Origin of the sequence: Rahnella sp. CFA14(1/10), from assembly GCF_004195095.1 — a bacterium.
GTDB classification, from domain to species: domain Bacteria; phylum Pseudomonadota; class Gammaproteobacteria; order Enterobacterales; family Enterobacteriaceae; genus Rahnella; species Rahnella perminowiae.
The window spans coordinates 1-24,542 of sequence record NZ_SEWS01000012.1 but is presented as its reverse complement, the minus strand read 5'-3'; the positions used below and the strand labels follow the sequence as shown (position 1 = coordinate 24,542).

At 50.8% G+C, this 24,542-nt stretch carries 19 protein-coding genes and 1 other annotated feature; of the genes, 11 read left to right on the top strand and 8 right to left on the bottom strand.

Annotated elements, in window-relative coordinates:
- Positions 1-69: 69 nt before the first annotated feature.
- From ykgO to EVX52_RS21360, 4 genes are all read right to left on the bottom strand, one after another.
- Positions 70-210, bottom strand: coding sequence for a type B 50S ribosomal protein L36 (gene ykgO, locus EVX52_RS21375; protein ID WP_013576611.1), 141 nt, complete (start codon positions 208-210; stop codon positions 70-72).
- A 21-nt stretch (positions 211-231) separates the two neighbouring features.
- Positions 232-486 (bottom strand): type B 50S ribosomal protein L31, encoded by a 255-nt coding sequence (locus tag EVX52_RS21370; RefSeq protein WP_120506405.1) that lies wholly within the window; start codon positions 484-486, stop codon positions 232-234.
- A gap of 119 nt (positions 487-605) precedes the next feature.
- Positions 606-3,758, bottom strand: coding sequence for a multidrug efflux RND transporter permease subunit AcrB (acrB, locus tag EVX52_RS21365; protein ID WP_129952815.1), 3,153 nt, complete (start codon positions 3,756-3,758; stop codon positions 606-608).
- Positions 3,759-3,774: 16 nt separating this feature from the next.
- A complete protein-coding gene (locus tag EVX52_RS21360; RefSeq protein ID WP_129952814.1) occupies positions 3,775-4,950 on the bottom strand; it encodes an efflux RND transporter periplasmic adaptor subunit in 1,176 nt (391 codons plus the stop codon).
- Positions 4,951-5,091: 141 nt separating this feature from the next.
- Between EVX52_RS21360 and acrR the strand changes: the two genes are divergently transcribed.
- Positions 5,092-5,730 carry a multidrug efflux transporter transcriptional repressor AcrR gene (acrR, locus tag EVX52_RS21355; protein ID WP_129952813.1) on the top strand — a complete coding sequence of 213 codons (639 nt, stop codon included), beginning with the start codon at positions 5,092-5,094 and terminating at the stop codon, positions 5,728-5,730.
- A 171-nt stretch (positions 5,731-5,901) separates the two neighbouring features.
- Complete coding sequence (gene mscK / locus EVX52_RS21350; protein ID WP_129952812.1) at positions 5,902-9,297, top strand: mechanosensitive channel MscK; 3,396 nt, start codon at positions 5,902-5,904, stop codon at positions 9,295-9,297.
- Between the two features lie 60 nt (positions 9,298-9,357).
- On the opposite strand, the gene rsmS is transcribed toward mscK, so the two are convergent.
- Together rsmS and priC are read right to left on the bottom strand one after the other, a co-directional pair.
- Positions 9,358-9,531, bottom strand: coding sequence for a pleiotropic regulatory protein RsmS (gene rsmS, locus EVX52_RS21345; RefSeq protein WP_129952811.1), 174 nt, complete (start codon positions 9,529-9,531; stop codon positions 9,358-9,360).
- A 95-nt stretch (positions 9,532-9,626) separates the two neighbouring features.
- Positions 9,627-10,163, bottom strand: a complete 537-nt coding sequence (gene priC / locus EVX52_RS21340; RefSeq protein WP_129992076.1) for a primosomal replication protein PriC — start codon at positions 10,161-10,163, stop codon at positions 9,627-9,629.
- Positions 10,164-10,277: 114 nt separating this feature from the next.
- Here priC and EVX52_RS21335 point away from each other — a divergent pair, with 114 nt between their 5' ends.
- Positions 10,278-10,646, top strand: coding sequence for a DUF454 family protein (locus EVX52_RS21335; RefSeq protein WP_129952809.1), 369 nt, complete (start codon positions 10,278-10,280; stop codon positions 10,644-10,646).
- Between the two features lie 184 nt (positions 10,647-10,830).
- On the top strand, positions 10,831-11,382 hold the full coding sequence (gene apt / locus EVX52_RS21330) for an adenine phosphoribosyltransferase (RefSeq protein ID WP_013576602.1): 552 nt from the start codon (positions 10,831-10,833) through the stop codon (positions 11,380-11,382).
- Positions 11,383-11,445: 63 nt separating this feature from the next.
- Here apt and EVX52_RS21325 read toward each other — a convergent pair whose 3' ends face one another.
- Positions 11,446-13,509: an alpha-amylase gene (locus EVX52_RS21325; RefSeq protein WP_129992075.1), complete on the bottom strand. Its 2,064-nt coding sequence runs from the start codon at positions 13,507-13,509 to the stop codon at positions 11,446-11,448.
- Positions 13,510-13,829: 320 nt separating this feature from the next.
- Between EVX52_RS21325 and dnaX the strand changes: the two genes are divergently transcribed.
- The 7 genes from dnaX to EVX52_RS21290 all read left to right on the top strand — a co-directional run bounded on the left by dnaX (position 13,830) and on the right by EVX52_RS21290 (position 22,393).
- Positions 13,830-15,779 carry a DNA polymerase III subunit gamma/tau gene (dnaX, locus tag EVX52_RS21320; RefSeq protein ID WP_129992074.1) on the top strand — a complete coding sequence of 650 codons (1,950 nt, stop codon included), beginning with the start codon at positions 13,830-13,832 and terminating at the stop codon, positions 15,777-15,779.
- Positions 15,115-15,179: a sequence feature (DnaX frameshifting element), on the top strand. (Overlaps the previous gene by 65 nt.)
- A 41-nt stretch (positions 15,780-15,820) precedes the next feature.
- The gene (locus tag EVX52_RS21315; protein WP_013576599.1) at positions 15,821-16,150 is read left to right on the top strand and encodes a YbaB/EbfC family nucleoid-associated protein; all 330 of its coding nucleotides are present in this window, start codon (positions 15,821-15,823) and stop codon (positions 16,148-16,150) included.
- Positions 16,150-16,755, top strand: a complete 606-nt coding sequence (recR, locus tag EVX52_RS21310) for a recombination mediator RecR (RefSeq protein ID WP_015698289.1) — start codon at positions 16,150-16,152, stop codon at positions 16,753-16,755. The genes EVX52_RS21315 and recR overlap by 1 nt, the downstream gene beginning before the upstream one ends.
- A gap of 174 nt (positions 16,756-16,929) precedes the next feature.
- Positions 16,930-18,798, top strand: coding sequence for a molecular chaperone HtpG (gene htpG / locus EVX52_RS21305; protein ID WP_165383732.1), 1,869 nt, complete (start codon positions 16,930-16,932; stop codon positions 18,796-18,798).
- A 278-nt stretch (positions 18,799-19,076) separates the two neighbouring features.
- Positions 19,077-19,721, top strand: a complete 645-nt coding sequence (adk, locus tag EVX52_RS21300) for an adenylate kinase (protein ID WP_129952805.1) — start codon at positions 19,077-19,079, stop codon at positions 19,719-19,721.
- Positions 19,722-20,072: 351 nt separating this feature from the next.
- The gene (hemH, locus tag EVX52_RS21295; RefSeq protein WP_129992073.1) at positions 20,073-21,035 is read left to right on the top strand and encodes a ferrochelatase; all 963 of its coding nucleotides are present in this window, start codon (positions 20,073-20,075) and stop codon (positions 21,033-21,035) included.
- A gap of 38 nt (positions 21,036-21,073) precedes the next feature.
- On the top strand, positions 21,074-22,393 hold the full coding sequence (locus EVX52_RS21290) for an inosine/guanosine kinase (protein WP_129952803.1): 1,320 nt from the start codon (positions 21,074-21,076) through the stop codon (positions 22,391-22,393).
- Between the two features lie 38 nt (positions 22,394-22,431).
- On the opposite strand, the gene EVX52_RS21285 is transcribed toward EVX52_RS21290, so the two are convergent.
- Positions 22,432-24,542 (bottom strand): metallophosphoesterase (locus EVX52_RS21285; RefSeq protein ID WP_165385194.1); only part of this gene is annotated, 2,111 nt, incomplete at its 5' end.

Genomic DNA, 24,542 nt, shown 5'->3' with positions numbered 1-24,542 from the left:
TAAGAAAAGCCCCGCCGGGCAAGCGGCGGGGCTTTTTTATTGAGCAACCATGGGCATGAAGAGGCGTTGTTAACGTTTTTTCTTCTTACCCTGTACAGCTTTAAAACGTGGATTGCTTTTGCAAATCACATAAACCCTGCCTTTACGGCGAACAACGCGACAATCCGGATGACGATTTTTTGCTGAACGTAATGAACTCAGAACCTGCATAACGATTTCCCTGATGTAATTTTATTTTTTACCGAGGAAGCTACCGAAACGTTGGTTGAACCGCGCGGTGCTGCCTTCCTTGGAATACTCTTTCTGCTTACCGGTGTAGTAAGGGTGAGAGGCTGAAGACACTTCAATCGTGATATACGGGTAGGTTGCCCCTTCCAGTTCAATGGTGCGGTCCGTTGATATGGTAGAGCCGACTTTGAAGTATTCGTCAGCACTGGTGTCGTGAAAAACCACGGTGCGATATGCAGGATGGATAGTGGGTTTCATGATGCCTCTTTATGTAATGTTATACTATAACATAAATTATGCACTCATCAGGTTTAAGGTTCAAGTCTTAGGGGCGAAAAAAAGGCCGCATAAGCGGCCTTTTCAGAGTAGATATCCGGTTATAGCGTTGGATGCTCTACTTTGTGGGTATGTTCGGTATTCTCATTCTTCTTACCAAAGCGGCGGCGAACCACCACGAAGAAGACCGGAACAAAGAAGATCGCCAGCAGGGTGGCTGTGATCATCCCGCCCATAACGCCGGTACCTACAGCATTCTGAGAACCGGAACCTGCACCAGAGCTGATAACCAGCGGCATAACACCGAGGATGAACGCCAGGGAAGTCATCAGAATCGGACGCAAACGCATACGAACCGCTTCAAGCGTTGATTCGATAAGGCCCTTGCCTTCTTTATCCATCAGATCTTTGGCGAACTCAACAATCAATATGGCGTTCTTCGCGGACAGCCCGATGGTAGTCAGCAGGCCCACCTGGAAGTATACGTCGTTGCTCAAACCACGCATTGTCGCTGCCAGAAGTGCACCCACAACACCGAGCGGAACCACCAGCATGACCGAGAACGGTATTGACCAGCTTTCGTACAATGCTGCCAGACACAAGAATACGACGATCAGAGAGATAGCATACAAGGCCGGAGCCTGGTTACCTGACAGACGTTCCTGATAAGACAGACCGGTCCAGTCATAGCCGATACCGTTTGGCAATTTAGAAGCCAGAGACTCCATCATTGCCATGGCAGCACCCGAACTTTTGCCCGGCGCTGGCTGGCCCAGAATTTCCATTGATGGCAAACCGTTATAACGTTCCAGACGCGGTGAGCCGTATTCCCATTTCGCACTTGAGAAAGCGGAGAACGGTACCATCTGTCCAGCGCTGCCACGGACATACAGATTGTTAATGTCCGAAGGCAACATACGGTATTTATTTTCAGCTTGCACATACACTTTCTTCACACGACCACGGTCGATGAAGTCGTTGACGTAGCTACCACCAATCGATGCACCCAATGTGGTGTTGATGTCGGAGATAGAAACGCCAAGTGCCGTTGCTTTTTCCTGATCAATTTCGATTTTGAACTGTGGCGTATCTTCCAGACCATTTGGACGAACCTGAGTCAGCAAGTCAGGGTGTTGAGCAACCATGCCCAACAACTGGTTACGTGCCTGCGTCAGTTTGTCATGCCCAAGGTTAGCCTGGTCAATCAGCTGGAAGTCGAAGCCTGTCGCCGTACCTAACTCAACAATAGCCGGTAAGTTGAACGGGAACACCAGTGCATCTTTAATGGTGCTGAATGCGCCCATTGCACGGCCTGCAATGGCAGGAACTTTGTTTTCAGCGCCGCTACGTTCTGACCAGTCTTTCAGACTGACAAACGCGATACCGGTGTTCTGTCCACGACCTGCAAAACCGAAGCCGTTAACCGTAAACACGGAATTCACGTTAGCTTTTTCTTTCGTCAGGTAGTAGTTGCTGACTTCATCGAGCACTTTCTGTGTACGTTCCTGGGTTGCACCTGCTGGCAACTGCGCCATGGTCAGGAATACACCCTGGTCTTCTTCCGGCAGGAAGGAGGTTGGCAGGCGGATAAACAGGAATGCCATGCCGACAACGATCAGCAGATAAATCACCAGATAACGACCGGTGCTGCGCAGAATGTTACCCACGCTGTCGGTGTAGTGGTGCGTACTTTGCTCGAATTTTTTGTTGAACCAGCCGAAGAAACCTTTCTTCTCGTGATGCTCACCTTTAGCGACCGGTTTGAGCATGGTCGCACAAAGCGCAGGCGTCAGGATCATCGCCACCAGAACCGACAGCACCATGGCAGAAACGATGGTGATGGAGAACTGGCGATAAATAACACCGGTTGAACCGCCGAAGAAGGCCATCGGGATGAATACGGCAGACAGCACCATCGCGATCCCGACCAACGCTCCCTGGATCTGTTCCATGGATTTTTTGGTGGCTTCTTTTGGTGGCAAACCTTCTTCGACCATGACACGTTCGACGTTTTCGACCACGACGATGGCGTCATCGACGAGCAAGCCTATCGCGAGCACCATCCCGAACATCGTCAGGGTGTTTATCGAGTAACCGAACGCTGCCAGAATGGCAAAGGTACCCAGCAAGACCACCGGGACCGCGATCGTTGGGATCAGGGTTGCACGGAAGTTTTGCAGGAACAGGAACATCACCAGGAATACCAGGACGATGGCCTCGAACAGCGTTTTACCCACTTCTTTAATCGAGATTTTAACGAACGGCGTGGTGTCGTACGGATAAACAACTTGCAAGCCAGACGGGAAGAATGGCTCCAGTTTAGCCAGCGTAGCTTTCACGGACGCTGCAGTATCCAGGGCGTTAGCACCGGTCGCCAGTTTAATCCCCAGACCTGAAGCCGGCTGTCCGTTGAAGCGGGCAATAACGTCGTAGTTTTCACCACCGAGTTCAATTTTTGCCACATCTTTCAGGCGAACCTGAGAACCGTCCTGATTCACTTTCAGGATAATTTTGCCGAATTCATCCGGTGATTTCAGACGTGTCTGAGCCACGATAGAAGAGTTCAGCTGCTGTCCCGGAACCGGTGGCGTACCGCCTAACTGACCGGCAGCAATCTGGTTGTTCTGGACTTTAATGGCATTGATGACATCAACCGGCGTCAGCTGGAAGTTGTTCAGCTTGTTCGGATCCATCCAGATACGCATTGCGTACTGAGCACCGAACAGCTGAACGTCACCCACACCGGCGGTACGGCTGATAGGGTCCTTGACGTTGGAACCGACGTAGTCGGCAATATCATCCTGAGTCATTGAACCATTGTTAGAAATAAAGCCGGCAACCATCAGGAAGCTACTGCTCGATTTCTCAACGGAGATACCCTGTTGCTGAACTTCCTGCGGCAGCAACGGCGTTGCGAGCTGCAGTTTGTTCTGCACCTGTACCTGTGCGATATCCGCATCAGTACCGGAAGCAAAAGTCAGGGTAATCTGAACAGTACCGGACGAGTCACTCGTCGACGACATGTACATCATGTTGTCGATACCGTTCATGTTCTGTTCAATAACCTGAGTGACGGTATCCTGTACCGTCTGCGCATCCGCGCCCGGGTAAGTTGCGGTCAGCTGGATAGCCGGTGGCGCAACGGTTGGATACTGTGCAATCGGCAATTTAAGAATTGCCAATCCCCCGGCCAACATGATGATGATCGCAATCACCCATGCAAAGATGGGACGATCTATAAAAAACTTAGCCATGAATTACCGGCTCCTATTAAGACTTCGTCGCTGTAGCGGGCGCTGCTGCGTTTTGATCGACTTCCTGTGCAGTAACCTGTACGCCTGGCTTAATTTTTTGCAGACCTGTCACGATAACTTTATCGCCACTTTTCAGGCCCTCTGTCACAACCCATTTGTCGCCAATCGCCTGTGTCGTCGTCACAGTTCGAAGTTCAACTTTATTGTCCGCACCGATAACCATCGCTGTTGCATCACCGCGTGGGTTACGGGTGATACCTTGCTGCGGTACCAGCAGCGCGTTGTTGTTAACACCTTCATCAAGACGCGCGCGTACAAACATACCCGGCAGCAGGGCATCATTTGGATTCGGGAAGATGGCGCGTAAAGTAATGGAACCGGTAGTTTCATCAACCGTCACATCAGAGAATTCTAATGTACCCGGCTGTGAATATTCTTTACCGTTATCCATCAGCAGCTTGACTTGCGCTTTACCGTCTGTCTGTTTCAGTGAACCGTCAGCCAGTTCCTGTTTCAGGCGCAGGAAATCATTACTGGACTGCGTCACGTCAACATAAATAGGATCGAGCTGTTGCACGGTCGCTAGCGCATTGGTCTGGCCGTTAGACACCAGCGCACCTTCTGTCACAGACGATTTACCGATGCGTCCGCTGATCGGGGAGGTGACTTTGGTGTAAGCCAGATTGATGCGTGCAGACTCAACGGCTGCTTTCGCACTGACTACCGCCGCATCAGCCTGTGCCGCCGTAGCGACAGCCGTATCGTAATCTTGCTTACTGATATAGCTGGTGCCGAGCAGAGGCTTGTAACGGGTAACGGTAAGACGGGAAATTTGTGCGTTTGCCTGAGCTTTTACCAGATCGCCTTTAGCGCTGTCATACGCGGCCTGATAAGTGGCAGGATCAATTTGATATAATGAAGTACCGGCTTTAATGTCGCTGCCTTCAACAAAGTTGCGTTTGAGAATGATACCGCTAACCTGTGGGCGTACTTCAGCAATGCGAAAAGCAGCAGTACGACCTGGAAGTTCGGTAGTCACATTAAGCGGTTCAGTTTTCAGGGTAACGACGCCAACCTGCGGAGCCTGTGGCGCACCTTGTTGAGCTTCTTTATCGTTACATCCTGTAAGTGCTAAGCTTCCGGATAGCATCAGAACTACCGCCAGAGGCGTTAACCCTCTGTTTTTGTTCATAAATAAACCTCAAGTGTCCGATTTCAAATTGTCCAATGGATCACAACATTCTAAATCCATTGCTGCGCTTTTAGTATGTGCGTGCTATGTTACATACATTCAAGAATGTATGTAAATCAAACTCCCCTGAAAGATAAACCTATGGCACGAAAAACCAAATCACAGGCGCTGGAAACCAGACAACACATTCTGGATGCTGCTGTGCGCGAATTTTCTGCCCGTGGGGTATCGTCGACATCACTGACTGATATTGCTAATGCAGCCGGTGTGACGCGGGGCGCAATTTATTGGCATTTCAGGAACAAAGTGGAACTGTTTAACGCGATCTGGGAAGCTTATGAATCCCGGATAAAAGTGCTCGAAGTAGAGTATCAGACAAAGTTTCCGAATAATCCACTGCGTATTTTGCGCGAAATCCTTATTTACATACTGGTCGCCACCGTCACGGATAGCCAGCGTAAAGCATTGATGGAGATTATATTCCATAAATGTGAATTTGTTGGGGAGATGACTTCAGTCCATGAAGCCCGTAAAGCGCTCTATATGGAAGGGTACGGTAAAATCGAACGTATTCTCCTGCGCTGTATAGACGAAAAGCAACTGCCCGCTAATCTTGATACCCGCCAGGCTGCCATTATTTTACGTGCCTATCTGACCGGCTTAATGGAAAACTGGTTATTTATCCCTGAAAGCTTTGATTTAGAAGGTAATGCCGGGAAATTTGTGGATACCTATATTGATATGTTGCGACACTCGTCCTTTCTCGCCGTAGTAAAGTAACGCTCTGATACTTTCTCCTGTATTAATAAGCCTGCAAATTTTTCCTCCTGTTGATGATTAAATAACCACCCTGATGTTGTATTCAGATACGCTTTTCTCCTTCCTTTCATTGTTAACACTGTTATTGTCGTTACCATATTATTCATTTGGTAAATGAGTTGGCACAGACGTATGTGTATCCGGTTTTTGACCGCTTTTTCTGATGTAATTTCTCCCCGCAAAAAAAAGGGGATGACAGGGTTTTTTACGGGGATGATTTGCATTGCCCTGTTTCTTTTCTCCCTTCCCGGTCACGCGGCCAGTAATGATATTCCCAGCCGGAATGAAGTTCAGAACCAGCTTGATGCATTAAATCGCCAAAAAAACCTGACGCCGGTCGATAAACTTTCGCAACAGGATCTGATCCACACGCTGGAATATCTTGATGCGCTTGACCGGGTGAAGCAGGAAGTTAATCAGCTGCAAAAACAGGTCGCGGAAGCCCCGCAAAAATTGCGTAGCGCGATGGATGGGCTGGATCAAATCAAAAACAACCCGAAAGATGATGCGAATAAAGCGCAGCTTTCTGCGCTGTCGCTGCGTCAGTTGGAAAATCGTCTTAACGATACGCTCGATGATCTTCAGTCCTCTCAGGAAGATTTATCGACGTTTAATACCCAACTGATTTCCCTGCAAACCCAGCCGGAACGTGTACAAAACGCGATGTACACCTATTCACTGGCCATCCAGAAAATTCGTAATCAGCTCAACGGGATGTCGCCCGGTCAGCAGGATCTCCGAACTACTCAGCAAAATATGCTGGTCACGCAACAGGCGTTGCTGACTGCGCAGATTGATCTGCAACGCAAGAGCCTTGAAGCCAACACGACGTTGCAGGATCTCCTGCAAAAACAACGCGATTACACCAATGCACACATCAGTCAGTTGGAACATACCGCACAATTGTTGCAGGAAGTGGTCAACGGAAAACGGCTGATTTTGTCTGAACGTACGGCAAAAGAAGCCCAGAGTCCGGATGACACCTCTAACATCCAAAATGATCCGCTGGTCGCGCAGGAACTGGGGATTAACCGTCAGCTCAGTGAACGCCTGATTGCCGCAACGGAAGAGGGCAATCAGTTGGTGCAAAAAAACATCACGGTGAAAAACTGGCTCGACCGTTCGGCTCAGGCTGAGCATGACCTCAAAGAGCAAATCACTGTGCTGAAGGGCAGTTTATTACTGTCGCGCATTTTGTATCAGCAACAGCAAAATACCATCCCGCCTTCCGGCCTGATAACCGACATGAGCACACATATTGCCGATCTGCGTCTTGAACAATTCAAGATCAATCAGCAGCGTGATGCCTTATTCCAGGGCGACAGTTATATTCAGGGCGTTGTCAGCAGCAGTAAAGAAACCATTAATGGCGATATCAGCGATGCGCTGGATCAGATTGTCGACATGCGACGGGAGTTGCTTGATCAACTGAATAAACAACTCGGTAATCAGCTTTCGCTGGCCATCAGCTTACAGATTAACCAGCAACAATTACTGAGCATCAATCAGTCGCTGACCGAAACGCTGACCCAGCAAATTTTTTGGGTGAGCAGCAACAAACCGATGAACTGGGAGTTCATCAAGTCTCTGCCCGATGAAGTGAAAAATCAGCTGAGCGGCCTGCATGTCAGTATTCCGCCGGGCGAACTGATGCTGGGTGCACTGCATTCTCTGCCGGTGACCATCCCGCTGTTAACTGTCATTTTGTTGCTGTTATGGCGCCGGAAATATATCAATCAGCGGATTGAAATGCTGGGTAAAGATGTCGGACAGCTCAAGCGGGACAGCCAGTTGCATACACCGCAGGCGCTGGCATTGATGGCACTGAATGTGTTGCCGGGCGTCCTGCTTATACTCGGCATCGGCTACTGGCTCTCAGTGTGTGATATCGATCCGAGTGATTTCTTATGGACACTGGCGCAACGGCTGGCGGTTTTCCTGCTGGTGATGGGCTTTTGTTATCGCATTCTCAAACCTGGCAGCATAAATGAACGGCACTTTACTATGCCGGCAACCACCTGTGCTCACTATCGTCGTTCTGTCATTCGTCTGAGTCTGATGATGTTGCCCGTAATTTTCTGGTCGGTACGCGGTGAGAAAGCGCCGCTCGGGCTGGTGGATGACATCATCGGTCAGGTCGTGATTTTCCTGACAATGCTTGCTCTGGCCGTTCTGGTCTTCCCGATTGCGCGTGATGGCTGGCGTGAAAAAGATTCACACAGTATTCGTCTGGTGGTGGTGACGGCCATTGCGCTGGCACCGCTTTTCTTTGTCGGATTGATGGTCACCGGTTATTTTTACACCACGCTGCGTCTGGCTGGCCGCTGGATTGACAGCCTGTATCTGCTGATTTTCTGGAACATTACCTATCTCACGGCATTGCGTGGATTAAGCGTGGCCGCACGGCGCCTGGCTTATCGCCGAGCGCTGGCGCGACGCCAGACCATAGCGGCGAAAGATGGCGCGGAAGGCAGCGAGCCGGTCGAAGAGTCGCAGATCGGGTTAGATCAGATCAACCAACAGTCATTGCGCCTGACCACGATGGGTCTGTTCTTTATTTTCGCGACCATATTCTACTGGATCTGGTCGGATTTACTGACGGTCATTTCGTATCTGGACAGCATTACCTTATGGCATTACTCAAGCACGGTAGCGGGTGCGGTCATTCAGCAAACGGTGACGCTGGGTAATTTACTGCTCGGTTTTCTGGCGGTGATTGTGGCCTATGTGTTAACACGAAACTTACCGGGGCTGCTTGAAGTCGTCGTGCTATCACGGCTGCAATTGCGGCAGGGGACGTCCTATGCCATCACGACTATCCTGACCTATTCGATTACGGTGATTGGCGCAGTCACGGCACTCGGATCGCTCGGCGTCTCGTGGGATAAATTGCAATGGCTGGTGGCAGCGCTGTCGGTCGGGCTCGGCTTTGGTTTGCAGGAGATCTTCGCGAACTTTGTTTCAGGTCTGATCATACTTTTCGAACGTCCGGTACGTATTGGCGATACCGTCACCATCGGGACATTCTCGGGCACCGTCAGCCGCATCCGTATCCGTGCGACCACGATGATCGATTTTGACCGCAAAGAAGTGATCATCCCGAATAAAGCCTTTGTGACTGAGCGGCTGATTAACTGGTCGCTGAGCGATACCGTCACCCGGGTGTTAGTCAAAATTGGCGTGGCGTATGGTTCTGATCTCGACAAAGTGAAGGAAATTTTATTGCAGGCGGCACATGAAAACTCTCGTGTGATGAGTGACCCCGCGCCCTTGGTGTTCTTCCTCAATTTCGGAGCCAGTACGCTTGATCATGAGCTACGGGTGTATGTGCGTGAGCTGGGGGATCGCAGTTATACCGTGGATGAACTCAACCGCAGCATTGATAAGCTGTGCCGCGAGAACAACATTAATATCGCGTTCAATCAGCTGGAAGTGTATCTGCATAATCAGGACGGTAGCGAAGTCCAGGAAGTGAAAAGGGTGCTGAGACAGCCCGGCGATCAGCAGGACCATTTCTCACCGGTCTGAGGCGTAGCGTGCCAGTCAGGGGAAAGCGACGGGTTCCCCTGAAACAGGCAGCCGGCTGGCTTAAAGGTAGCTGATCGACAGCGTACTTTTACTGTTCTTTAACTTTTCCTGATAATCGCGATGTACAATTTCCAGCGCCGCAAGAGCGGTTTCAGGGGCAATCTCATTGCACTCAAGCAGGTAAATCAAATCGACAGCAAGCTGAAGTTCGGGGGGCGCATTTTCTACGGACATATAGGCCAACGTTATGATTAGCAGGTTTTGGACTTACTATTATAGATAAGAAAAGGCTTAGCCTGAATGCCGGATTAAAAAAATGTGATAAAGATTCAAAAACCTTTTTCCTGCCGCTCGATTTGTCTCTCAATTTTGGCCAGTGCCTGCCGACAACGCATTAAACGTCCTTCGAGTGCTGCCAGCTCCTTCTGCACCCGCTGCTGATCGCTGAATGTAGCCAGCTGGCCCAGCGTCGTCTCCCGGTCTTCAATCATCGCGATCAGACGCCGCTCGAACTGCTGAGTTTCCGCCAGTTTGGTATAATTATCATGGCTTTTGCGTTCGGGTGCCTGGTGTATTTTACGCAAAGACTGGGTCGCCAGTTCGCGCTGCATGGCGGTAATTTGTGCCACCAGCCGTTCAGCAATAAATGCCACCTGTGCGGAACGTTTCTCGAGTACTTCCTGATTAAGTTGCTGCAAATTGGTTTTAATTTCTGCCAGATAGTCGCGCAACCGGGTACCTTTGGTTGAGAAAAGTGCGACATCAAACCGCGCCTGCGAGGCGGAAACATGGCCGATCGGTTCAATTTCCCTGGCCAGTGTTTCGATCTGCTGATCGAGGACATGTAAAATTCGTTCTGTGCTCACGATAATCTCCCTTAAACTCTGGCGTAGCTTACCGGTATGCCAGCTTCTGCGCACTTGTTTACACTGAGAATCCGCAAACCGGCTACACAGTCTGTTTGAAACCGAAGGAAATGCATGAAACGCGTACTACTGATTATCCTAGGCTGGTTGTGTGTGGTGCTGGCGACGCTCGGGGTGGTGCTACCGCTGTTGCCGACGACCCCCTTTTTACTGCTTGCCGTCTGGTGCTTTGCCCGCTCATCACCACGCTTTCATCAGTGGTTATTGTATCGCTCATGGTTTGGCAGCTATCTGCGCCACTGGCAGACACATCGCGCATTACCGAAAGGTGTAAAACCGAAAGCGATCGTACTGATTGTGGTGAGTCTCTCGGTTTCGATCTATTTTGTGCCGTTATTGTGGGTGCGTATTTTACTGGTTTGCATGATGTTTGCGTTACTGATCATGATGTGGCGATTACCAGTGGTTGACCTTGAGCAATAAAACAGGCGATCATGTCCGGCTGCGGGTTGCTTTTTAAAGCAGCTTTGCATAGATTTGGGCATCTCGTACGTCGGTGCGCTCCCAATTTCCTTCCTTGAACGACATGCTTTATCACGGCATGACGGGGGACATTTGACCGCCCGCGTTTAAGTATGAACAGCAGCTTTATCAGGCAATTAACATTATGACCGCTACCGCACAGCAGCTACAGTTTATTAAAGACAGTATTAAAACCATCCCTGACTATCCTAAGCCAGGCATACTGTTCCGTGACGTCACCAGCTTGCTGGAAGACCCAAAAGCTTACGCTGCAAGCATTCAGTTACTGGCTGATCGTTACCGTGATGCCGGCGTCACCAAAGTGGTAGGCACCGAAGCGCGGGGCTTCCTGTTTGGCGCACCGGTTGCGCTGGTTCTGGGCGTGGGCTTTGTTCCCGTGCGTAAGCCGGGCAAGTTACCGCGTGAAACCATCAGCGAAACCTACGATCTGGAATACGGTACTGACAGCCTTGAAATCCACGTTGATGCTATTCAGCCTGGCGAAAAAATTCTGGTGATCGACGATTTGCTGGCAACGGGTGGCACGATTGAAGCCACGGCTAAACTGATCCGCCGTCTGGGCGGGGAAGTGACCGATGCCGCATTCATCATCAATCTGCCGGAACTGGGCGGTGAAAAACGCCTGAATGATTCAAATATCAACTGTTACAGCCTGGTCTGTTTCGACGGCCACTGATTTTTACCCGTTGGTAATGAACTGGCCTCGCCGTTAACGCGAGGCCTTTTGCTTTCTGCGCCGTTATTTCCCGCTTTCTCCGGTCCAGACCACCATGACTTTATCCTCACCTTGCTGACGGCTGAAGGCATAATATTGCGCGGTTTGCTGTGATTTCTGCACGCCTGCGCCAACCGCGGGGTGTTGTTCCCTGAACGTTCCCAGTTTTTGCCAGTGCCTGAGTAAAGCCTGTTTCGGGCCAGTCAGTTCATGCCAGTTCATGTCGGACCGCGTTCCTTGTAAAGGATCTGAACCCGTCGGGCCAAACTGACGGCCACTTTCATCGCCGTAATAAATCTGTACCGCGCCCGGTGCCAGTAATAATAAATCTGCGGCACGCTGCTGTAATGGCAGAGACTCCCTGGCATCGGCAGTGAAAAACAGCCGGGTATCATGTGATGACAAATAACTGAGAACGTTAAAATCCCGCATTTTCTCCGCCATCTGCTGATAAGTTGTGTCGATATTGGCAAAACAACTCAGCGCCGCTGCTGCCTGATCCTGAAAATCAAAATTAATCATGGCATCAAATCCACTGGCGTAATAATCGCTTTTCATCACGCCATGACCCCACGCCTCGCCGGTCATCCAGAATGGCGCGTCATCAAGCACCTTTGAAGGATTGGCGGCTTTCCATTGTTTCAGGGCTTCGGCTGAACGCTCTTTAAGTAAGGCCAGTGTTGATTTTTCGACGTGTTTGGCGGTATCCACACGGAACCCGTCTATGCCGTAGTCCCGTACCCACTGACTGAGCCAGGTGACCAGATAATCACGCGGTGTTGCACCGGGAATTTCACGTGCGGCCGTATCGGGTTTGTTGCGATAGAAAACGGGCAGGCCGCTGACCTGACTGGATTCCGTTTTAATATCCGGCAGGAAGGCTAATGACATGGTCAGATCGTCATAACCGGGCGAGTCATAATCGCCAATGTCGGTACGGATCCATTTTTCACCCCACCAGGTACGCCAGCCGTCCTTGTCGCCGAAATTGATATAATCATTAAAGCTGTGCCAGTTCTGACCAGGGCCGGGCTTCCAGTCCGTCCAGTTTTTGCCGAGCATTTTTGCGATATCATCACCTTTCAGATACAACGAGCCAAAATGGAAGGTTTGCATATCCGCCAGCGTGGCGTAACCGGTGTGATTGACGACAACGTCAAATAAAATGCGGATCCCACGCCGGTGGGCTTCACTGACCAGCTTTTGCAAATCTTCCCCGGTACCCATATTGGCATCGAGTTTTGTCCAGTCGAGGGTGTAATAGCCATGATAGGCATAATGCGGAAAATCGCCTTTGGTGCCGCCGCCAACCCAACCGTGGATCTGTTCGAGCGGCGAACTGATCCACAGCGCGTTAACGCCCAGCTGTTGCAGATAATCGAGTTTGGTTGTGAGTCCGGCCAGATCGCCACCGTGGAAAGTACCGATTTCCTGCAGGCCGTCATTGTGGCGACCATAGCTGTGATCGTTTTCCGGATTGCCGTTTTCGAAACGATCGGTCAGTACAAAATACACCGTGGCATTTTTCCAGTTGAATGTGGCTGGCGTTTTACGCTCTGCTGATTCCAGTAACAGCAAACCCCCGCTGGCCGGGTCGGGCATCATGGTGATGTGGCCTTTTGTTACTGTGGCGCTCTGGCCGGAATAAAAATCGCGAACAGTTTCACCCTCAGCAAAAGTGCCGGAGACATCGACAATCAGCGGTTTCCCATCCTGACGCGGGCAGGTTTTCGCCACGGCAGCGACAGATTCCTCCGCCGTATTCAGACTGAGCTGAAGCGTAGGCGTACCGCTGCGGGTATCAATTCGAACCTGATAATCTCCGGAGCGGAACTGTTTCCAGTAAACCGGCGGGTGGCTTTTGCAGGGTTGCAGCGACAGCACCTCGTTAAGCTTTATCGCGGTAGACGGTTGCCAGCACTGATTATCCTGATGTAATTCAAGCGTACGTTGCCCTTTTGGTAACGTGGTGTGGCTGGTGAATATGCCGCTGACCGGTTCGGCGAAACCGGGAAAGCCTTGCAGCGTCCAGCTGGCCTGTGCGGCGGGGCAAACGAGCAATAATAAAGGCAGTGTCAGGGGTTTCATGGCTCTCCTTACAAAAGGCAGGAAGCATTATCAGAACAGAGGTGAATCCAGTTTAGTAAGTGCGCAAAATTTGCCCTCATCCTGTGAGACGAATTGTCAGGAGGAGAAGGAAGGGGGAGAAACTGCGACGCGGTATGCAAAAGTAAAGTAATAGGAATGAGGGCGACCCTGCTGGTACACTATGCAGTGGCAGTCTGGCTCAGGCATCATTATGCTGAGTCTTCAGTCTCCGTTTCGCAGACCCGCGCAGAAAGACGGGTTAAACGATGTTTTTTCGTGTATCGTCAAATTAATCATTATAAATCAACGATGAAGTGTTAATGAGCTATCAGGTTCTTGCCCGTAAGTGGCGCCCCCAAACTTTTGCCGACGTCGTCGGACAGGAACATGTGCTGACCGCACTGGCCAATGGCCTGTCGCTCGGGCGCATCCATCACGCCTACCTGTTTTCCGGTACCCGTGGCGTGGGCAAAACCACCATCGCCCGCCTGCTGGCGAAAGGGCTTAACTGCGAAACCGGGATCACCTCCACGCCTTGTGGCGTGTGCGATAACTGCCGTGAAATCGAGCAGGGCCGTTTTGTCGATCTGATTGAGATCGATGCCGCATCGCGTACTAAAGTCGAAGACACCCGCGATTTGCTGGATAACGTGCAATACGCACCGGCGCGTGGCCGCTTCAAAGTTTACCTGATTGACGAAGTGCACATGCTTTCGCGTCATAGCTTCAACGCGCTGTTGAAAACGCTGGAAGAGCCGCCTGCACACGTCAAATTCCTGCTGGCGACCACGGATCCGCAAAAGCTGCCGGTCACCATTTTATCGCGTTGTTTGCAGTTCCATCTGAAAGCGCTGGATGCTGAACAGATCCGCAAACAGCTCGAACATGTATTAACGCAGGAAACCATCACCACTGAGCCGCGTGCCTTACAACTGCTTTCCCGCGCTGCCGACGGCAGTATGCGTGATGCGTTAAGTCTCACCGATCAGGCAATCGCGATGGGGCAGGGTGCCGTCACCACTGAAACTGTGGCACAAATGCTTGGTACGCTGGACGACGAGCAGCCGCTGGCCATGCTCGAAGCGCTGGTCAGCGCCGACGGTAGTCAGATGATGGCGCAGGTCGAACAGGCCGCATCCCGTGGGGTCGACTGGGAAAATCTTTTGGTGGAGACGCTGGCGCTGCTGCACCGTATTGCAATGGTTCAGCTCCTGCCGTCCGTGCTGGATAATCATTACGCAGCTATTGAGCAACGCCTGCGTGAGCTCGCGCGTGTCATTCCGCCAGCTGATGTGCAGCTTTATTATCAGACTTTACTGATTGGCCGCAAAGAGCTGGCGTATGCGCCCGACAAACGCATGGGCGTCGAAATGACGCTGCTGCGCGCTCTGGCCTTCCATCCGAAAGTGATTATTGCTGAACCGGCTCCGCAACCCGTCGCAATCCCGGCAAATGTGGCGACACCAGCGCCATCGCAACCGGCAGCGCCGCGTAACGCACCGCCGCAACCAAACTATAATGCTCCGCCGCCGCCGGGGAATGCAGAACCGGCGGCGATGCCGGATACCACTGCGCAACTTCTACAGGCGCGAACACAATTGCTCAGGCAGGGGAGTACCACCCCAAAAAAAGCTGAGCCGGCAGCGCCAGGAAAAGCGCGGCCGGCAACCTCAGCACTGGAGCGCCTTGCTTCGGTGACTGAACGTGCGCAGACATTGGCCGTGAAGAAAGAGCCCGCCGCGCCAATAAAAGAAGAAGCCTATCGCTGGAAAGCGATGACGGAACCGGAAGTCGCACCGGAACCGGTGGCGACGCCGAAAGCGTTGCGCACCGCGCTCGAACATGAAAAATCGCCGGAACTGGCTTCCCGTCTGGCAGAAGAAGCAACTGAACGTGATGAATGGGCGGCTGAAATCAGCCGGATGTCCATTCCGAAACTGGTGCAACAACTGGCGCTGAATGCCTACCGCGAGCAACCGGAACCGGGCAAAATCTGCCTGCATCTGCGTTCGTCGCAAAAGCACCTGAATTCGCCGTCTGCACAAAAGGTACTGACGGAGGCCTTATCGGCACTGCATCAGATGCCGGTTGAACTGACCGTGCTGGAAGATGATAATCTGGCGGTGAAGACGCCGCTGGAATGGCGACAGGCCATTTATGAAGAAAAACTGGCGCAGGCGCGTCAGTCTATTATTGCGGATAACAACATTCAGACTTTGCGCCGTTTCTTCGACGCGGAGCTGGATGAAGAAAGTATTCGCCCAATTTAAACGCCGCGATTGTGACGCGGCCATTGCTGAGAGAGAAGACTATGTTTGGAAAAGGCGGCATTGGTAACCTGATGAAACAGGCCCAGCAAATGCAGGAAAAAATGCAACAGGCTCAGGCGGAAATCGCTCAGCTGGAAGTGACCGGTGAATCAGGTGCGGGTCTGGTGAAAATCACCATCAACGGTGCGCATAACGTGCGTCGTGTTGAAATTGATCCAAGCCTGCTGGAAGACGATAAAGATATGCTGGAAGACCTGATCGCTGCGGCGTTCAACGATGCAGCACGCCGTATCGATGAAACTCAGAAAGAAAAAATGGCAGCCGTGTCTGGCGGTATGCAATTGCCACCAGGCTTTAAGATGCCGTTCTGATGCAAACCAGCCCTCTCCTTGAATCTTTAATGGAGGCGTTGCGTTGCCTGCCGGGCGTTGGCCCGAAGTCCGCGCAACGAATGGCATTCCAGTTGTTGCAACGTGATCGCAGCGGCGGAATGCGGCTGGCACAGTCTTTAACGCGTGCCATGTCTGAGATCGGCCATTGCGCCGATTGCCGTACCTTCACCGAGCAGGAAATCTGTACTATTTGTGCCAACCCACGGCGCAAAGAAAATGGTCAGATTTGTGTGGTGGAAAGTCCGGCTGATATTCATGCGATAGAACAAACCGGTCAGTTCTCTGGTCGCTATTTTGTGCTGATGGGCCACCTGTCACCCCTTGATGGCATCGGGCCTGACGACATCGGTTTAGGTCGCCTGGAAGAACGACTTGAAAGTGAAAATATTCAGGAAGTGATCCTCGCGACTAACCCGACGGTTGAAGGTGAGGCGACCGCCAACTATATCGCTGAAATGTGCGGCCAGTACGGTGTGCTGGCCAGCCGCATCGCGCATGGTGTGCCGGTTGGTGGTGAACTGGATATGGTGGACGGTACCACGCTGTCCCATTCCCTCGCCGGACGTCATCCCTTCCGGTTCTGACTGTCGACTGTCATGCGGGCGCGATTCTCTGCGCCCCGTTTTGTTCCGTTATCCCTCTGCATTTCTTCTTAAAAATTTTTCCCTGCGCTTGAAAAGCCTGACGCGTAACCCCACTTATTCCTCAACGTCTGATTTGGTCAATAACAGTATCTGGATTGAGGTAATTTGATGAGTATGAAAGGACAAGAGACACGCGGATTCCAGTCTGAAGTAAAACAACTGCTTCATCTGATGATCCATTCCCTGTATTCAAACAAAGAAATTTTCCTGCGGGAGCTGATTTCTAACGCCTCCGATGCCGCTGATAAACTGCGTTTCCGCGCATTATCTGCGCCTGAACTTTATGAAGGTGATGGCGAGCTGCATGTCCGTCTGGCATTTGATAAAGAAAAACGCACCCTGACGTTGAGTGATAACGGTATCGGTATGAGCCGTGATGAAGTGATTGATAACCTCGGGACAATCGCTAAATCCGGTACCAAAGCCTTCCTGCAATCTGTCGGTTCGGAACAGGCGAAAGACAGCCAACTGATTGGTCAGTTTGGTGTGGGATTCTACTCTGCCTTTATCGTGGCAGACAAAGTCACCGTGCGCACCCGTGCAGCCGGTGCCAGCGCTGAAGAAGGCGTATTCTGGGAATCTGCCGGTGAAGGTGAATACACCCTGGCGGATATCGAGAAAGCCGATCGCGGCACTGAAATCACTTTGCACCTGCGCGAAGATCAGGACGAATTCCTTGATGACTGGCGCGTACGCTCCATTATCAGCAAATATTCCGACCATATTGCGTTGCCGGTGGAAGTCGAAACCCGTAACGAAGAAGACGGCACCGTAACCTGGGAACAAATTAACAAGGCGCAGGCCCTGTGGACGCGCGGTAAAGCGGAAGTCACGGACGAAGAATATAAAGAATTCTACAAACATATTTCTCATGATTTCAGCGATCCGCTGAGCTGGAGCCACAACCGCGTTGAAGGTAAGCAGGAATACACCAGCCTGCTGTATATCCCTTCACAGGCACCGTGGGATATGTGGAATCGTGATCATAAACACGGCCTGAAACTGTATGTTCAGCGCGTGTTTATCATGGACGAAGCCGAGCAGTTCATGCCGAACTACCTGCGTTTCGTGCGTGGTCTGATAGATTCCAACGATCTGCCGCTGAACGTATCCCGTGAAATTCTGCAGGACAGCCGCATTACTCAGAATCTGCGCAGTGCGCTGACCAAACGCGTTCTGCAAATGCTGGAAAAACTGGCCAAAGATGACAATGAAAAATACCTGCAATTCTGGAAACAGTTTGGTCTGGTATTGAAAGAAGGCCCGGCAGAAGACGGTGCGAACAAAGAAACGATCGCCAAACTGCTACGTTTCGCCAGCACCCGCAACGACAGCAGTGAGCAGACGTTGTCGCTGGAAGACTATGTGACGGCGATGGTAGAAGGTCAGGACAAAATTTATTACATCACTGCCGACAGTTATGCGGCGGCGAAGAGCAGTCCGCACCTGGAATTGTTCCGCAAAAAAGGCATTGAAGTCCTGTTGTTGTCTGACCGCATCGACGAGTGGATGATGAGCTACCTCACTGAGTTTGAGGGTAAAGTCTTCCAGTCCGTCAGCAAGGCCGACGAGTCACTGGATAAACTGGCTGACGAAGAAAACGAACAGCAGAAAGAAGCCGAAAAAGCGCTGGAGCCGTTTGTTGAGCGTGTGAAAACCCTGCTGGGTGACCGTGTGAAAGAAGTGCGTCTGACGCACCGTCTGACTGATACACCGGCTATCGTCACCACGGGCGCAGACGAAATGACCACGCAAATGGCAAAACTGTTTGCGGCGGCCGGTCAGGACGCGCCGGAAGTCAAATATATCTTTGAGCTGAACCCGGAACATGCGCTGGTAAAACGTGCTTCGGACGTCGCTGATGAGACTCAGTTCAGTGAGTGGATTGAACTGCTGCTGGATCAGGCACTGTTCGCCGAACGCGGCACGCTGGAAGATCCAAACCTGTTCATCCGTCGTATGAATACGTTGCTTCAGGCGTAATTTGCACATTGAACCGTAAACCGGAAGGGTGTCGTTAACACGACACCCTTTTTTTGTCTGTAAAAGACCCCGATTTCATGTTGTCGTGTGGTTTTGCACTGCAGGCGGTACAACGCTTCTGCTGGCCGTAGCCAGCCCGAAACAGGGGATAAAACGCCAGTCTGCACCGGCTTAACCCCCATTTCAGCAGGGCTTGTTCCTTGAGCAAAAGTGCTCAGAATGGTATGGTTGAGCGTTTTTCGAGATTCATAAAAATTACATGCAAGGGGATTTACGCAATGCGTATCATTCTGCTGGGCGCTCCGGGCGCAGGTAAGGGTACTCAGGCTCAATTCATCATGGAGAAATTTGGTATTCCGCAAATTTCTACCGGTGATATGTTGCGCGCCGCTGTGAAGGCCGGAAGTGAACTCGGCAAGAAAGCAAAAGAGATTATGGATGCGGGTAAACTGGTGACCGATGAATTGGTTATCGCACTGGTGAAAGAGCGTATTCAGCAGGAAGATTGCCGCAAGGGTTTCCTGTTAGACGGTTTCCCTCGTACCATTCCGCAGGCTGATGCCATGAAAGACGCGGGCATCAAAGTTGATTATGTGCTGGAATTCGATGTGCCGGACGAACTGATCGTCGATCGCATCGTAGGTCGTCGCGTACACCCTGGCTCTGGCCGTGTGTACCACATCCAGTACAATCCGCCAAAAGTGGAAGGTAAAGACGATGTCACCGGTGAAGAACTGATCACCCGTAAAGACGATCAGGAAGAAACCGTGCGTAAACGTCTGGTGGAATACCATGAACTGACGGAGCCGCTGGTGTCTTACTACAGCAAAGAAGCCGAAGCGGGCAACACCAGGTACGTCAAAATTGACGGCACACAGCAGGTCTCTGCTGTGCGTGACGAACTGGCTGCCATCCTCAGCTGATCGTCTGCTCTGCACGCCATCACGGGGTGACTTCGGTCGCCCCGTTTGTATTTTAAGGCTCCTCACCTTCCTCATAACCCCAATATTCCAAGTGGCAGAACGGCGGCAAGCGGGCGGAGCCCCGATGAGCTTACTAAAGTAAGTGATTCGGGTGAGTGAACGTAGCCAATGTATCAGCCTTTGAAATAGAACGGGTATTAATAACAATTCGCATTGATAGCTTCTGCCGTTGTTCCGATCGTCATTGTTTTCGTTACAATGGCCTGCGCTTCTTTACTGCATCTCCAAATAAACGGTGGCGCCCATAACTTTTTGCACTGGCTTCAGTGCCTTCAATTTAGGAAATTCAGCATGACGCAGACCAAATTCGGTGTTCTTCTGGTCAACCTCGGGACTCCGGAGGCTCCGACTCCGCAGGCCGTTAAAAAATATCTGGCTGAATTTTTGAGTGATATTCGTGTGGTTGATACACCCCGTTGGCTGTGGTGGCCTGTACTGAATTTAGTGATCCTGCCGCTGCGTTCTCCACGTGTGTCCAAACTGTACAAAGCCGTGTGGATGGAAGAAGGTTCACCGCTGATGGTATATAGCCGTCGTCAGCAGAAAGCTCTGGCAGAACGCCTGCCGGGTACGCCGGTCGAGCTGGCCATGAGCTACGGTAAGCCGGGCATGAAAGAGCCTATTGAAAAACTACTGGCGCAGGGGGTGACCAAAATGGTGGTGTTGCCGTTGTATCCGCAATACTCCTGCTCCACCAGTGCTGCAGTTTTTGACGGTGTTGCGCGCGTGCTGAAATCGCAGCGTCGTCTGCCTTCAATGAGCTTTATCCGTGATTACGCCACGCATCCGGCGTACATTTCCGCACTGAAAGCCAGCATCGAACGTTCGTTCGCTCTGCATGGCGAACCGGACCGTCTGGTGTTGTCCTTCCACGGTATTCCAAAGCGTTTTGTGGCGGAAGGTGATGACTATGAACAGCGTTGCCGCGATACCGTGCAGGCGCTCACAGACGCGTTGCAACTGCCTGTGGGCAAAATAATGCTGACTTTCCAGTCCCGCTTTGGTCGTGAGCCCTGGCTCACGCCATACACCGATGAAACACTGAAAGGCCTTCCTGCTCAGGGAGTTAAACATATTCAGATCCTTTGTCCGGGCTTCGCGGCAGACTGTCTCGAGACCCTGGAGGAAATTAAAGGCGAGAATCGTGAAGTTTTTATTCATGCAGGCGGCGAGCGCTTCGAATATATTGACGCCTTGAACGACCAGCCGGAGCATATTGATTTGCTGCAACAACTGGTCACTCAGCACTTCTGAATGAAGCCTGAGCTTTTTGAACTCCCCGAGAATAATGAATGAAATTTCCTGGTAAACGTAAGTCCAAACACTATTTTCCGGTCAGCGCGCGCGACCCTTTATTACGTGATTCTATGTTGCAGGACATGCTGCCGGAGTCAGAAGCCGGTGCTTCGTACATCACCGGCATTGACCAGACGATGGTCGATATCGAAGCGCGTGTTGATGAAAATTTTGTTGCCCGCTACGGGCTGACACCGGGTGAATCCAATATTCTTGATGATGAGATGTCGGAAACGCTGTATCAGGAACTGATGAGCAACGCGCTTATCACGCATCAGTTTGCGGGCGGCACCGTCGGTAACACGTTGCATAACTATTCGGTGCTGGCGGATGACCGCTCCGTTTTGCTTGGCGTAATGTGCAACAATGTCAAAATAGGTGATTATGCCTATCGCTATCTGTGCAACACCTCCAGCCGTGTGGATCTTAACTTCCTGCAAGGCGTGGACGGTGCAATTGGCCGCTGCTTTACCCTCATCAGTGACACTGGCGAACGTACCTTTGCTATCAGCCCCGGTAAAATGAACGATCTGCGTGCACAAAGCATACCGGAAGATGTGATTGCCGGTGCATCAGCACTGTTACTGACATCGTATCTGCTGCGCAGTAAGCCAGGTGAACCCATGCCGGAAGCGACTATGCAGGCGATTGAATACGCGAAAAAGTATCATGTGCCGGTGGTACTGACGCTGGGCACCCAGTACGTTATCGCGGAAGATCCCCAGGCATGGCGCGATTTCCTGCGTGATCACGTCTCGATCCTGGCAATGAACGAAGATGAGGGATTTGCGCTAACGGGTCTGAGGGATCCGCTGATGGCTGCTGATAAAGCGCTGGACTGGGTTGATTTGGTGCTGTGTACCGCCGGGCCAAACGGCCTGTTTATGGCGAGTTATACGGAAGAAGAATTCAAACGCACCACCCAACATCCACTGCTGCCTGGCGCAATAGCTGAATTTAACCAGTATGAATTTAGCCGCGCCATGCGCCATGACTGTTGCCGTCAACCGTTGAAGATTTATTCCCACATTGCACCCTATATGGGCGGGCCTGAAAAGATCATGAATACCAACGGAGCAGGAGACGGCGCGCTGTCAGCATTGCTGCATGATATTGCCGCGAATGGGTTCCACCGGACTTCAGTGCCGAATTCCAGCAAACATGCCCGTGAATATCTGACCTATTCCTCTCTGGCCCAGGTGTGCAAATATGCAAACCGCGTGAGTTATCAGGTGCTGAACCAGCATTCTCCGCGTCTGACGCGTGGCCTGCCGGAACGTGAAGACAGTCTTGAAGAAAGTTACTGGGAACGTTAAATAAACTAGGCGGGGATTTTCATCCCCGCCGATACTTTTTATCCGCAATAACCCCAACGAAGGTTTTTAGGTAGTGTTCCCCAGCTCTTAATGCAGACATCTTTATAATTGTTCAGACTGACGTTATAAATCGACCGACCGGATTTTGATTTCCCAATAACCTGAACATTTTTAGCCCCACGTGGCACTTCGACAGTGACGGTGTTGCCCAATGCCAGACGATGATCAATGGTTGCATTTGATCCGTCTTCCCGGACGTATTTAACTTTATAAATACCAATGTAACCGCCACCGTTTTTCAGTGTAACCCTGAAAGCATTTTCCTTAATGGTCTTATCTACCACGGAAAGTTTAAGTGGGATAGTGGCTTCCAACTTTTTCGTTTTCAGGTCGTTATCTGAAACCTCATAAATGGACAATTCTCTTTTAAGGTTATTAACTTCAACCAATAAAAATGTTTCTTTGAATGTCGCACCACTGTTGGCGTAATAGTCACCTACAGACATTTCATGAGTATGGCCGTTGAAAATAGCGGTAATATCATAATCGCTATTTTTCGCCGTCATCTGTTGCAGACGTGAACTTGCTGCACCCATATTTTTAATATGCGAAAGTAATATAACAGCTTTGCCTTGTTTACGGGCATCAGCGAGTTGTTGTTCCAGCCAGTCGACAGAAGGGGTGACTTTTACTGTATATTTGCGGGCATCTTTCATACTGAAGCCGCTAAATTCCTTGGTATATTCGGCATAGTTGTTCAGTTGGATAAAGCGAATGCCTGACATATCAAAGCTATAAGAGAAACTCCCAATATAGTTCGTCGATAGTGAAGGGAATGAATAACCTGAAATTACGTTGTAATCGATCGCATTAATATTTTTACGCGATTTAAGATTGTTGGTCAGTTCGCGGATACTGCGTACGGCACAGTTATTGGTGAAACAATCATTGACATTGTTTTCGTAGTCATGATTGCCTAGTCCATACCAGTAATCATGGTTAAGCGTTCCCAGGGCCTTTTTCATTTCTGACCACTGCCAGTCATGACCAAAATCCGTAATATCACCGTTAATGATGGTGCCCTTAAAGGCATCACCATAGGTGCTTTTCAGACTGTTGAGCACTTGGTACTGATTGTAGATTGCCGGTTTTGCCTGCTCTTCCTGGTCAACACCGTTGGGAGTACGGGCATACTGCGGATCAGAGGTAATCGCGTAATACTCAATCGGGTGAACAATTTTCCACCAGGTATTATCTTTATTATTTTCCGGGTAATACCATTTGTTTTGCCCAGGCGCACCGTCTTGTTTAGCTTCAAAATAGTGACGACCATCCGACCAGTCCGCGTAGTAAATCTCACCTTTGGTCCCTGCTTCATTCCAGGTTTTAGGTGAACCGAGTGAACCAAAATGGGCAGTACTATTTCCCTGCTCATTTTTGATTTTTTCAGCCATTCGGGTTTTAAATGTCGTCAGCGACATTTCCACATCATCTACAGAGTCTGACAGTATTTCATACTTTTCAGTCTGTTTGCCGCCATGGGCGGTATAATTCACTTCACCGGAAGTAAAGGCATAATCCCCATTGCTGACATTATTTATCTGCGTAGGGGCGGACAATACAGGATATAAAGTATCTAACTTATCTGACATTACAGCATAGGTATCATTATCTGGCTCGATATTAGCCTCGCCAGACTCCACATCGACAGAAGGAACATTGTGTTCAGGATTTATGCAATTTAGTTGATCAGGGGCGGTTGTACCCTTATTGGCCTGTAGGGAATGTGTTTCGTTATTACGGGATATGCCGCCTATGTCCGTTGTTCCCGCCGGGGTTACTGCTCCTCCGGTTCCTGTATCATCGTTTCTGACGCTTACATCCGTTGAACGGGTGCAATTATAAGGGGTTATATCTGCGCTCGTTCCCGCCGGGACAGTTGCCCCCGATGGGATACCTGCACCGTCGCGCTGGACGGTTGCATCCATAGAGCTGGCGTTATTATGAGAGGTTATATCTATACTCGTTCCCGCCGGGACAGTTGCCCCCGATGGGATACCTGCACCGTCGCGCTGGACGGTTGCATCCATAGAGCTGGCGTTATTATGAGAGGTTATATCTATACTCGTTCCCGCCGGGACAGTTGCCC

Excerpts from the sequence above, each read along its gene's own strand:
- ykgO (WP_013576611.1), bottom strand. The coding sequence starts at position 210 with ATGCAGGTTCTGAGTTCATTACGTTCAGCAAAAAATCGTCATCCGGAT.
- EVX52_RS21370 (WP_120506405.1), bottom strand. The coding sequence starts at position 486 with ATGAAACCCACTATCCATCCTGCATATCGCACCGTGGTTTTTCACGAC.
- acrB (WP_129952815.1), bottom strand. The coding sequence starts at position 3,758 with ATGGCTAAGTTTTTTATAGATCGTCCCATCTTTGCATGGGTGATTGCG.
- EVX52_RS21360 (WP_129952814.1), bottom strand. The coding sequence starts at position 4,950 with ATGAACAAAAACAGAGGGTTAACGCCTCTGGCGGTAGTTCTGATGCTA.
- acrR (WP_129952813.1), top strand. The coding sequence starts at position 5,092 with ATGGCACGAAAAACCAAATCACAGGCGCTGGAAACCAGACAACACATT.
- mscK (WP_129952812.1), top strand. The coding sequence starts at position 5,902 with ATGTGTATCCGGTTTTTGACCGCTTTTTCTGATGTAATTTCTCCCCGC.
- rsmS (WP_129952811.1), bottom strand. The coding sequence starts at position 9,531 with ATGTCCGTAGAAAATGCGCCCCCCGAACTTCAGCTTGCTGTCGATTTG.
- EVX52_RS21335 (WP_129952809.1), top strand. The coding sequence starts at position 10,278 with ATGAAACGCGTACTACTGATTATCCTAGGCTGGTTGTGTGTGGTGCTG.
- apt (WP_013576602.1), top strand. The coding sequence starts at position 10,831 with ATGACCGCTACCGCACAGCAGCTACAGTTTATTAAAGACAGTATTAAA.
- EVX52_RS21325 (WP_129992075.1), bottom strand. The coding sequence starts at position 13,509 with ATGAAACCCCTGACACTGCCTTTATTATTGCTCGTTTGCCCCGCCGCA.
- dnaX (WP_129992074.1), top strand. The coding sequence starts at position 13,830 with ATGAGCTATCAGGTTCTTGCCCGTAAGTGGCGCCCCCAAACTTTTGCC.
- EVX52_RS21315 (WP_013576599.1), top strand. The coding sequence starts at position 15,821 with ATGTTTGGAAAAGGCGGCATTGGTAACCTGATGAAACAGGCCCAGCAA.
- recR (WP_015698289.1), top strand. The coding sequence starts at position 16,150 with ATGCAAACCAGCCCTCTCCTTGAATCTTTAATGGAGGCGTTGCGTTGC.
- htpG (WP_165383732.1), top strand. The coding sequence starts at position 16,930 with ATGAAAGGACAAGAGACACGCGGATTCCAGTCTGAAGTAAAACAACTG.
- adk (WP_129952805.1), top strand. The coding sequence starts at position 19,077 with ATGCGTATCATTCTGCTGGGCGCTCCGGGCGCAGGTAAGGGTACTCAG.
- hemH (WP_129992073.1), top strand. The coding sequence starts at position 20,073 with ATGACGCAGACCAAATTCGGTGTTCTTCTGGTCAACCTCGGGACTCCG.
- EVX52_RS21290 (WP_129952803.1), top strand. The coding sequence starts at position 21,074 with ATGAAATTTCCTGGTAAACGTAAGTCCAAACACTATTTTCCGGTCAGC.